This is a genomic window from Arthrobacter sp. Y81 (assembly GCF_002929335.1).
In the GTDB taxonomy this organism is placed as follows: Bacteria; Actinomycetota; Actinomycetes; order Actinomycetales; family Micrococcaceae; genus Arthrobacter.
This window is the reverse complement of the sequence record NZ_PJIL01000029.1, coordinates 25,628-36,576: the sequence shown is the minus strand read 5'-3', so window position 1 is coordinate 36,576 and position 10,949 is coordinate 25,628. Positions and strand designations below refer to the sequence as shown.

The following is a 10,949-nucleotide window of genomic DNA, read 5'->3' as shown; positions in this document are numbered from 1 at the left end:
CGGCCACTGGCCCCCACCGGCAATATCAATGGCCCCGAAAGGCAATATCGGGTGGCTTCCAAACCTTCAAATACTCATGGACTTGAATAACAGTGGGGTCCCTGTCTCGGCAGCCCTTCTGCGGCGCACTCCTGCTGTCTACGGGGACCGCAATTCCAGTAACTTCATATGGTCCGAGCTGGCTCCGGGAGGCCTGGTCGTTCCGGATAATAGGACGGCGCGGAATCACGCACTGCGGCCGTTGGGACGTTCAGTGGACAAGGGCCTGTGGCCCCTTCTCATTGTCTGGGCAACGGCTTCTGCGGTGTTTGCCTTCTTTGCCTTTGATTTCCTTAAGGAAATCCCCGTCGTGGGCCCGGCATTCCTGGCCGCCGAACCATCAGCTTTACAGTCGCTGGTATTCGTCGCAATGATCATCCCCATAGTCGGAATCGAGTGTTTGCGGATCGCGCTGCTTTCGGTCTGGTTCTGGCTATGGAAAATTTGGAAGTCCGAAACCGGGCTGAACTACGGCATGATCTGGTTTCGAAAGCTGGCAAAGACAGAATCTGCGAAGGTACAGGCCCAACGCCGTTCTTGGCCTGTTAACCAACCTGACCGAGGGCTGAAGTTCTTCGGACAGGTCGGATACTTGGCTTGGGCACTGACTTTATTACTGCTCGTGCCGATCGCCGTGATCGCCTCAGTCGGCGGGATCCGGTCGCTGGTGATTTCAGCGCGGCAGGATCTACCGATGTTTTTCGCAGCCATGGCAGTTGTTGCCCTGATATTTATCGCCGCCGCTCTCTTCGATCTGACGCGCCTGATGAACGTGAAAAGACTGCCACGCGCCGTACTCAGCATCGGGACTGTAGTTCTAGTTTTTTCACTGATTTTGAAGATTCCCGTATGGGTGTACCTCGAAGGTCTTGGTGTGCCGCAGCTCGCCGATGATGTCGAGTGGACCGGAAGCGTGTCCCTCGCCATGCCTCTACTCGTCGCCGGTTTGGTGGTCGGCGCGCTCGTGGCCCTTTGCGTGCTCGTGACCAGTCGTAGCGGTTTCCCTTCAGGGTTCATGGTGCTCACCATCTGTGTCCTTGCTATGACAGCTCTGGTGAGCATTCTTGGCAGCATCCAGCAGTCAGGAAGGGGCCTACTGGCCGATGGAACCGCAAATCACGCTCAAGGCAGCTTCCCCGGAGCGGCCTGTATCGGCCTGGTCCAGGAAACTTCGATGAAGCCTGTGTGGGTAATTTCGATCAAGAACTCTCTCCTGACCACTGTCCCCCGCTCCCCAACCGGCGAACCCAACGATGTTGCAGGTTCAGTTTCTCAGCATCCGTTGAAGGACTACCGAATCGTGTATGTCAGTTCGACACCCGAAGCTAACACGGCGACTCGGGCTTGCGGCTCAGGATAGGCGGCACGAGTCTCTGCATTAAATGCTTGTGTCATTGCCTAGAAAAAGTGATACTTCGCGGATTGAAACTGAATCGGAGCGGGCGTGGCGGGACCCGCCAAGCCCGCTCCGGGCAGGAAAACGTTAGCTGCTACAGCCCGCCGGCCAGCTTGTAGTAGGCGGCATTCCAGTTCAGTTCCTTCTTGAACTGTTTGATGGTGGTGCCTTCGTCGATGGTCAGCAGTTCGGTCTTCGCAATCTCGGCGAAGTCCTCGAAGACGTCCATACCGACGGCGGTGGAGAGCACCGTGTGGTGCGCTGCCCCGGCAGTGAGCCACGCCGCGGCGGAGGTGGCGAAGTCGGGTTTGGGTGACCAGAGCGCCCGGGCCACGGGCAGGTTGGGCAGCGGTTCGTCCAGGTCGACCACGTCGACGGCGTTTGCCACCAGGCGGAAGCGGTCACGCATGTCGGACAGGGCCACCACGACTCCCGGGCCGGCGTCGGTGTCGAACACCATGCGGACGGGGTCTTCCTTGCCGCCGATGCCCAGCGGGTGGATTTCGACGCGCGGCTTCGTGGCGGTCAGCGACGGGCAGACCTCGAGCATGTGCGCACCCAGGATCTTCTCCTGGCCGGGCGTCAGGTGGTAGGTGTAGTCCTCCATCAGGGAGGCACCGCCGGGGAGGCCAGAGCCCATGACCTTGGCGGCGCGGACCAGGATGGCGGTCTTCCAGTCGCCCTCGGCGCCGAAGCCGTAGCCGTCGGCCATCAGCCGCTGCACGGCCATGCCGGGCAGCTGGCGCAGTTCGCCCAGGTCCTCGAAGGAGGTGGTGAAGGCGGCCGAGCCGTTGGCTTCGAGGAAGCTGCGCAGGCCCAGTTCGATCCGTGCGCTGTAGCGCAGCGATTCGTGCCGCGCTCCCCCGGCCTTCAGTTCCGGCACCACCTCGTAAAGGCGCTCATACTCCGCCACCAGGGCGTCTACGTCGGACTCGGCCGCGCCGTGTACGGCGTAGGCGAGCTCGTTGACTGACCAGGTGTTGACCGAGACGCCGAAGCGCAGCTCGGCTTCGGTCTTGTCGCCTTCGGTGACGGCCACGTTGCGCATGTTGTCGCCGAAGCGGGTCAGCTTAAGCGTGCGGACGGCGGCCCAGCCGGCCGAGGCGCGCTGCCACACGCCCACCTGGCGGGAGACCTCCGGGTTGGATACGTGGCCCACCACGGTCTTGCGGGGAATGCCCAGGCGCGACTGGATGTAGCCGAACTCACGGTCACCGTGGGCTGCTTGGTTCAGGTTCATGAAGTCGAAGTCGATGTCCGCCCAGGGCAACTCAACGTTCGCCTGGGTGTGCAGGTGCAGGAGCGGCTTGCGCAGCAGGTCCAGGCCCTGGATCCACATCTTGGCCGGGCTGAACGTGTGCATCCAGGCCGTCACGCCGATCACCGAATCATCGGAGTTGGCTTCCAGCGCGGTCCGGCGGATGGCCTCCGAGTCGGTGAGGACGGGCTTCCAGACCACCTTGACCGGGACATCGGAGGACGCGTTCAGCGCGGCGGCAATCTCCTGCGACTGCGCTGCGACCTGCTTGAGGACGTCCTCGCCGTACAGGTGCTGGCTGCCGGTGAGGAACCAGACCTCGTACTGGCTGAGCGAAGTTCTGTTGGCGGACGTGTTGTTGGCGTTGCTCATGGGTTCTCCTGACAAAGCGGGTGGGCTGCGGCGCTACTGGCCGTAGACGTTCTGGTAGCGGGCGTAGAGGGAATCGATGCTGTCCTGGTCGATGGGCAGCGGTTCGCCCAGCTGGCGGGAAATATGGACGGTGCGTGCCACTTCCTCGCACATCACGGCGGCCTTCACGGCGGAGCGGGCGTCCTTGCCGATGGTGAACGGTCCGTGGTTCTGCATCAGTACCGCCGGTGAGGTGGAGTTCCGGAGGGTTTCGACGATTCCCTGGCCGATCGAGTCGTCCCCGATCAGCGCGAACGGGCCCACCGGAATACTCCCGCCGAACTCGTCGCTCATCATGGTCAGCACGCACGGGATCGCTTCGCCGCGGGCAGCCCACGCCGTGGCGTAGGTGGAGTGTGTGTGCACCACGCCGCCCACTTCCGGCATATGCCGATAGACGTATGCATGCGCCGCGGTGTCCGACGACGGCGCGAACGGCGGGTTGCCCCACTCGCCCTCCGCGGGGGTGCCGTAGAGGTCTGTGACAACCATGCTCTCGGGCGTAAGGTCCGCGTAGGAGACTCCGGAGGGCTTGATGACCATCAGGTCATGGCCGGGAATACGCGCGGAGACGTTGCCGGCCGTCCACACCACCAGTTCGTAGCGGGTGAGCTCGGCATGCAGTTCGCAGACCTCGCGACGGACCTGCGCGATGGTTTCCAGCAGGTTGCTCATGCGGACACTTCCTCTGCGGCGGAGTCGGCGTTCTGCTGCGGGGCGCCGGCGGCGGCAAATGACGGCCTGGCCGCACGCTGGATGGCCTTGAGGCGGTGCATCACGCTATTGGTGCCGCGGCCGAAATAGTCGTGCAGCGTGCGGTACTCCTGGAAGAGCTTTTCGTATGCGGCGACATTTTCCGGAATGGGAATATAGATGCTGCCGGGCTCCGATCCCATGGCAGCGGCAGCGGCGCGGATATCCGCGTAATGACCTGCGGCCACGGCGGCGTGGATGGCCGAGCCCAGCGCGGGCCCCTGGGTCGAGCCGATGGTGGAGAGCGGCAGGCCGGTGATGTCCGCGTAGATCTGCATGAGCAGCTTGTTCTTCAGCAGGCCGCCGGCCACGATGAATTCCCTGACCGGCACTCCCGAGTTTCGGAAGGCGTCCACGATGGTGCGCGTGCCGAAGGCCGTGGCTTCCAGCAAAGCCCGGTAGGTGTCTTCGGGCCTGGTGGCCAGGGTCTGGCCCACCACGACGCCGGAAAGTTCGTGGTCCACCAGCACCGAACGGTTGCCGGAGTGCCAGTCCAGGGCAATGAGCCCGTGTTCGCCGATGGCCTGGCGGGAGGCAAGTTCCGTGAGGTACTCGTGGATGCCCAGGCCTGCCGCGTCCGCCGCCTGGTGGTATTCGGGCGGGACGCCGTTGTTGGTGAACCAGCCGAAGATGTCCCCCACGCCGCTTTGCCCGGCTTCGTAGCCCCACAGTCCGTCGACGATTCCGCCGTCCACCACGCCGCACATGCCCGGCACTTCACGCAGCTCGGCACCGTTCATAACGTGGCAGGTGGAGGTTCCCATGATGGCCACCAGCTGCCCGGGCTCAACGGCCTTCGCTGCGGGCGCCGTGACGTGGGCGTCCACGTTGCCCACCGCGACGGCGATGCCTTCCGGCAGCCCGGTCCAGGCTGCGGCCTCGGCCGTCAGGTAGCCGGCTGCATCGCCGAGCCGGCCGATGGTGTGCGCCAGCTTGGCGCTGACAAAATCCTTGAAGTCCGGGTTCAGGGCGGACAGGAATTCCTCGGACGGGTAGCGGCCGTCCTGGTAGATGCCCTTGTACCCGGCGGTGCACGCGTTGCGGACGTAGTTGCCGCACAGCTGCCAGACGATCCAGTCAGCCGCCTCCACCCAGTGGTCCATGGCGGCGTAGGCCTCCGGGTCCTCCTCCAGCAGTTGCAGGCCCTTGGCGAACTCCCATTCGGAGGAGATCAGCCCGCCGTAGCGCGGCAGCCAGTTTTCGCCGAGTTCCGCGGCCAGGGCATTGATGCGGTCCGCCTGCGGCTGGGCGGCATGGTGGCGCCACAGCTTCACGTAGGCGTGCGGGCGGTTGGCGAATCCGGGAAGCTCGTTCAGCGGTGTGCCGTCGCCCTTGACGGGGACCATGGTGCAGGCCGTGAAGTCGGTGGCGATGCCCACCACGGCGGCGGGGTCGATCCCGGCGTCGGCGATGGCCGCGGGCACGGCCCGGCGGAGCACCTCGCGGTAGTCGTTGGGCACCTGCAGGGCCCATTCGCCGGGCAGGCGGGCGGACGCTCCACCTGCTCCGTCAGCCAAACCCGCCAGATCGGCCGGGAGCGCATCGGTGACCACGGCATGGGGGTACTCAAATACGCCGCTGCCCAGTTCCTTGCCGTCCCGGACGCGGACCACCACGGCCCGCCCGGACAGCGTGCCATAGTCGACGCCGATCACATAGCTGTCTGAACCGTCTGCTGTGACGTCCATCAATTCCTCCAATAGTCTCCGCTGCTCTGCGGTTGTCCTTAATTGTTAGCGCTAACAAACAACCTGTCAAGACATGGTCACTACTGCAAATGGTGCCAACGGCAGGAAACGCCAGGTCGGGCGGGCCGGAGGAGGGCGTGCTCAGGCGGGCGGGGCGGTGCTCGCGCGCACTACGATGCGGGGGTCAACCACCGTGGTTCCGGCCACGGCGCCGTCTTCGAGCAGCGCCAGCATCATGTCCATGCAGCGGCGTCCGAGCTCCTCAAAATCCTGGCGGACAGTGGTGAGGGGCGGCATGAAGTAGCCCGCCTCCGGCTGGTCGTCGAAGCCCACCACGGAGACGTCCTGCGGCACCCGCACGCCCGCTTCGCCGAAGGCCCTCAGGACGCCCAGTGCCATCTGGTCATTGCCCACGAACACGGCCGTGGCAGCGCGTTCAACGGCAAGCTGCTGGCCGATCCCATAGCCGCTGCCGGCACTCCAGTCGCCCTCGACGAGGAGGTCGTCGTCCAGTCCCGCCTGGGCGAGGGCCTCGCGCCAGCCTTCCGCCCGCTCAGCGGCATCGATCCAGTCCTGGGGTCCGGAGATGTGGCCGATCCGCTTGTGGCCCTGCTCAATCAGATGGGCAACGGCAAGCCTGGCTCCCAGTTTCTGGTCCACCATGGCGCCGCTGAACCTGCCTTCTCCGCTGGAGCCGACCACCACCACCGGCACGTCCAGGTTGAGCACTTCCAGGGCCTGCAGGGTTCCCGCGTGCGGCACCAGGGCCACGATCCCGTCCACGCCCTGGTCCATGAAATGGCGGGCAGCGTCGGTGATCGAATCCGCGCTGACCTCCCGGAGGGCGGCGATGCTCACGAAGTAGCCGGCGTTGCGTGCCGCCTGCTCCACGCCGAGCAGCGTGTTGGCTGGCCCGTACTGGGACAGCTCGCTGGCCAGGACGCCAATGGTGTGCGAACGCCGGGTCACCAGGCTGCGCGCGGCGGTGTTCCGCCGGTATCCCAGCTCGGCGACGGCAGCCTCGACCCGCTCCCTGGTCGCCTTGCTCACATTGGGGTGGTTATTGATTACCCGGGACACTGTCTGGTGGGAGACGCCGGCGCGTTCCGCCACGTCTTCAAGTCGCGGAAGGCGCCGCTCGCTGCTGTAGGCCATGAAGCTATTGTGCTCGAGCCTGCAGTGCATCCACGAACACGCTCGGGATGTCCTGCGGATTCCTCGCCACATAGCTTGTGCCACCGGTGGCCTCGGAAATCTTCCGCAGGGTCTCTGCGTCCGCGTCTTCGGTAATGCCGATGCTGACAATCACCACGGGCTTTGCCGGGTCCTGTTCGCGCTGCAGAGCCTCCAGCAGTTCCTCGAGGCTCAGGGAATCCGGGTCTTCGTTGGCTCCGTCGGTGAACAGGATCACGCTGTTGACAGCCCGGGCATCGTAGTTCGCCTTGACCGTCCGGTAGGCGGCCAGGGTCGAGTCATAGAGCCCGGTGGCGCCGCCGGTCCGCTTGTCCAGGCCGGAGATGTCCGCCACCAGGCGGTCCCGCTGCGTCACGCCGCCCACCACCTGGTCCATTTTCCTGATGGGGTCGAGCTCCACGTAGTCCTGGCTGCCGCCGCCGAGGCCGATGGAAAACGCCCACATCCCCAGTGCAGCGGTGTTGGGAAACAGTTTGCTGCCCGCGATTGCCGCCTGTTGCGTGAGCTGCATGCGGGTCTGTCCACCCGCCTGGAAGTTCATGGAACCGGAAACGTCCATAACCACCAGCGACCTGAAGGGAATGGCCTGGAGGGACCAGCCTTTCAGCGTCCTCTGCACGGTTTCCGCGGAAGCGGGCTTGAGGGCGGCAACACTGCCCACGCCCTTCTGGTCCGGGGTGCGGCTGCCGTCCGCGGGCCGAAGGCCGCTGTCGGCGAGCGCCCTCTTTCCGTCCTCGGTTGCCATGGCGGAAGCCAGCTCCCGGGCGGCGTCAGCAGCGGCACCGCCCCGGGCCAGGCCGGCGGCAGTGAGGGCCACCGGATAGTCCAGCGACACGGACCCGGTGTGCGGCATCGACGCTGAGAGCCCGGCCCCGGGAGCCGTCTGCGCGAAGGCCAGCCAGGCCTGCTCGGTGACGACGGCGAATCCCCCGCCGGAAGCCACTGCCTCGAGCTGCTTGGCATCGGTCAGCTTCTCTCCCGTGCGCTGGCTTTCGCTCTGGGCGAGCTGGGCGGTGGCGGCCTGAAGCGTTTTGGCTTCCGCGCGGCCGGCCTCCACTTCGGAGAGGGCCCCCAGCAGCGCCACTTCCCCGCTGCCGGTCACCAGCGGATCGCTGAACCTGACGCCGGGAGCCTGCAACGCGCTGAGCCAGGTGGCGAATCCGGGGACTTCCCCCTGGCGGCCGACAATAACGCCGGGCGTCGAGGCGAGGGACGGCACGGTGATCTCAGGCGGTGCGGCAGTCACGACGCGCTGCACCCGGACCGCCGAATCGGCCACCCACAAGTCCGGGGCATCCTTTCCCGCAGTCACCGCGGCAGCGAGCTCAGGCTGCGTCTGCGTTTCGATGGTGTACTTCACACAGGCGCCGGCGGGCACCTTCGCGGCCGCGCTTTGCAGGGCCGGGGCAATGGTGGCGTCGGCGCCGACGCGGACTTCAGCGGGGACGTTACAGCGCGCGGCTGCCAGGGGTGACTGGCTGCCCGTGATCCAGATGACGGCAGCGGCGGCGACGGCGATGGCCACCGTCACGCCGACGATCATCACTATCCGGGGCCAGAAGAACGGTGACTTGCGGGGGTATCGGCCGTGGCGCTGCGGGCCTGCTGCTCGGCGACCTGACATGGGCGCGGTACCTAACTGCTGGGGATCCTGGTGGGCGGTTGGTGTTTGCCGGCCACTACCCCACGCGTGCGGGAAGCCCCAAGATTGGCTGCAAAAACCCACCCAGTATACGTAAGTGAGTGTCCGGCATCACATCGGACCGCATTTCCCGCCCGGAGCGCGGCAGCCTCAGGCTTTGGCGAGCCTGTCCAGCCATTCCCCAAGGAGAAGCGACTCCCCTGCCGTCAGCAGCCCGTCCGCCCCGGCGCCACCCTCCGCCAAGGTGGCCTTCAGCGCGACGGCATGCCGTGCGGCGGCCGAACCGGAAACGTCGCCGGCAGCGGACCCCGGCACGGCGTCGGCAGTAATCGCGGCCAGGATGGCTTCCCGGGTTTTTCCGGCTAGTGCCAGGTCGCGGCGGTCCGTCGGCAGCGCGATCAGGCTGAGAGTGATGCCGCAGCCGGCCGCGTGGATCATTCCCACCGCAGTGTCCACATCCACCGCGAGCCTTCCAGCCTGGGCGACGCGTTCCACCAGGCCCCGCAGGATGGCGAGGGCATCAGCTGCGGCCTGCGCGGCGGGCCCCGGGCCCGGTTGCCCGTACATCAGTGCGTACACAGCGGGATGGCCCAGCCCAAAACCGATATGCAGATCCCAGCCACACCGCAGGCCATCGACGGAGTCGGACTCCGGTGCTGCGGCGGCCTTCTCCGCGAGATATTCGCCGAATCCGAAGCTGGCCACAGCCCCCAGCAATCCCTGCATGTCGCCAAAAATCCGGTAGATGGCGGGCGGCTGGACCCCTGCGGCGGCGCTGACCGACCTGCTGGACAAGGCCTCCCGCCCCTGCGCGTCCAGGATGGCGGCGGCAGCCCGGATGATGCGGTCCCGTGTGCTGGGGCTCTCTGTCGTGTATCAGTGAAATCACCATCAGGAGGATCTACATGACACGCCAGATCGAAAACCCGTCCACAAGGGTCGCCGTTGTAACCGGAGGCTCGCGGGGCATAGGCAGGCAAGCTGCCGAACGCCTCGCCCTCGAAGGCTTCAGCGTGGTCATCGGCTACGCCGGAAACCACAGCGAAGCATTCAAGGCGGTGGCCGGCATCACCGCCGGCGGCGGTGCCGCCGTCGCCGTGCAGGCCGACGTGGCGGATGAGTCCGCAGTCGAGGCACTGTTCGACGCCGCCGAGCGCGAGTTCGGCGGGACCGACGTTGTGGTCAACTGCGCCGGCATCATGTCGCTGGGGCCGGTGGCCGACTTCGACCTGGCCACCCTTGACCGCATGCACCGGACCAACATCCGCGGCACGTTTGTTGTCAGCCAGCAGGCCGCGAGGCGCGTCCGTGACAGCGGCGCCATCATCAACCTCTCCACGTCGGTCACCAAGCTGGCACTGCCCGGCTATGCGCCGTACGCAGCGTCCAAGGCCGCGGTGGACGCCATCAGCCTGATCCTGGCCAAGGAACTGCGCGGCCGCGACGTCACCGTAAATGCGGTGGCCCCGGGACCGACGGCCACAGCCCTGTTCCTCGACGGCAAGGACAAGGAAACCATCGACCGGCTCGCGCAGATGAACCCCCTGGAACGGCTGGGGACGCCGGACGATATCGCCGATCTGATCGCATTCCTCGCGGGGCCGGGCCGCTGGATCAACGGCCAGACCATCCACGCCAACGGCGGCATGGCGTAACCAGCGGAAAACAATCGAAAATTATTAGTTGAAGATTCAAGTAAAAGGTCCTAGAATGGAGTTATGACGCAGACACTTGACCGCCCGCCGGTACTCTTCCTAAGCCATGGAGCCCCTCCCCTGGCTGACGACGCCCGTTGGACCGGCGAGCTCAGCGCCTGGTCCGGCACATACGGCAAGCCCAAGGACATCCTGATGGTGTCCGCGCACTGGGAGAACGCGCCGGTGACGCTCAGCGCCACGTCACGGAACCCCGGACTCGTCTACGACTTCTGGGGCTTCCCGCAGAAGTACTACGACGTCACGTACAACGCACCCCAGGCGGTGGAACTGGCAGCCGAAGTGGAGAAACTCGTTTCCACCCACGGCCACCACGTGGAACGCGACGAGGAGCGCGGCCTGGACCACGGCGCCTACGTTCCGCTCGTGGAGATGTACGCGGAGGCCGATATTCCGGTACTCCAGATGTCCATGCCCACCCTGGATCCGCAGGGCCTGTTCAACCTGGGCAAAAAGCTGGCGCCGCTGCGGGACCGTGGCACGCTGATTGTGGGTTCCGGCTTCACCACGCACAACCTGCGCTGGTTCAACCCTGCCGGCGGCCCGGACACTGCCCCGCCCTCCGCTTCGAGCGAATTTGACCACTGGGCTCAGGAAACAATGGAGGCCGGCGATGTCGATTCCATCCTCGACTTCCTGCACAAGGCGCCGGCGGCGCGTGAGGCGCATCCGCGCAGCGAGCACTGGGCGCCGCTTTACGTGGCATTGGGTGCCGCATACGAATCCGGTGACCTGAATGCGAAGACGGCCATCGACGGCTTCTGGTTCGGCCTGTCCAAGCGCTCGTGGACGCTCACCGGCAAATAGCCCAGCCGCAAATAGCGCGGCGAAGAGGCGCGGAAACTAGTTCCGG

General features: G+C 65.7%; 9 protein-coding genes. 3 read left to right on the top strand and 6 right to left on the bottom strand.

Annotated elements, in window-relative coordinates; translation table 11 throughout:
* Positions 1 to 253 precede the first annotated feature (253 nt).
* A complete protein-coding gene (locus CXQ91_RS22950) occupies positions 254 to 1,399 on the top strand; it encodes a hypothetical protein (protein ID WP_104176168.1) in 1,146 nt (381 codons plus the stop codon).
* Positions 1,400 to 1,529: 130 nt separating this feature from the next.
* Here CXQ91_RS22950 and araA read toward each other — a convergent pair whose 3' ends face one another.
* The 6 genes from araA to CXQ91_RS22920 all read right to left on the bottom strand — a co-directional run bounded on the left by araA (position 1,530) and on the right by CXQ91_RS22920 (position 9,221).
* Positions 1,530 to 3,065 (bottom strand): L-arabinose isomerase, encoded by a 1,536-nt coding sequence (araA, locus tag CXQ91_RS22945; RefSeq protein ID WP_104176167.1) that lies wholly within the window; start codon positions 3,063 to 3,065, stop codon positions 1,530 to 1,532.
* Between the two features lie 33 nt (positions 3,066 to 3,098).
* Positions 3,099 to 3,779, bottom strand: a complete 681-nt coding sequence (locus tag CXQ91_RS22940; protein WP_104176166.1) for an L-ribulose-5-phosphate 4-epimerase — start codon at positions 3,777 to 3,779, stop codon at positions 3,099 to 3,101.
* Entirely contained in the window at positions 3,776 to 5,545 is a 1,770-nt protein-coding gene (gene araB, locus CXQ91_RS22935) for a ribulokinase (RefSeq protein ID WP_104176165.1), read from the bottom strand. The genes CXQ91_RS22940 and araB overlap by 4 nt, the downstream gene beginning before the upstream one ends.
* Positions 5,546 to 5,686: 141 nt before the next feature.
* Positions 5,687 to 6,700 carry a LacI family DNA-binding transcriptional regulator gene (locus CXQ91_RS22930; RefSeq protein WP_104176170.1) on the bottom strand — a complete coding sequence of 338 codons (1,014 nt, stop codon included), beginning with the start codon at positions 6,698 to 6,700 and terminating at the stop codon, positions 5,687 to 5,689.
* A gap of 4 nt (positions 6,701 to 6,704) precedes the next feature.
* Complete coding sequence (locus CXQ91_RS22925) at positions 6,705 to 8,363, bottom strand: substrate-binding domain-containing protein (RefSeq protein WP_104176164.1); 1,659 nt, start codon at positions 8,361 to 8,363, stop codon at positions 6,705 to 6,707.
* A gap of 168 nt (positions 8,364 to 8,531) precedes the next feature.
* Positions 8,532 to 9,221, bottom strand: a complete 690-nt coding sequence (locus CXQ91_RS22920) for a TetR/AcrR family transcriptional regulator (protein ID WP_258074236.1) — start codon at positions 9,219 to 9,221, stop codon at positions 8,532 to 8,534.
* A gap of 65 nt (positions 9,222 to 9,286) precedes the next feature.
* Here CXQ91_RS22920 and CXQ91_RS22915 point away from each other — a divergent pair, with 65 nt between their 5' ends.
* Positions 9,287 to 10,036, top strand: coding sequence for an SDR family oxidoreductase (locus tag CXQ91_RS22915; RefSeq protein WP_104176162.1), 750 nt, complete (start codon positions 9,287 to 9,289; stop codon positions 10,034 to 10,036).
* Positions 10,037 to 10,099: 63 nt separating this feature from the next.
* Complete coding sequence (locus tag CXQ91_RS22910) at positions 10,100 to 10,903, top strand: dioxygenase (RefSeq protein WP_104176161.1); 804 nt, start codon at positions 10,100 to 10,102, stop codon at positions 10,901 to 10,903.
* The last annotated feature ends 46 nt before the right edge of the window (positions 10,904 to 10,949 follow it).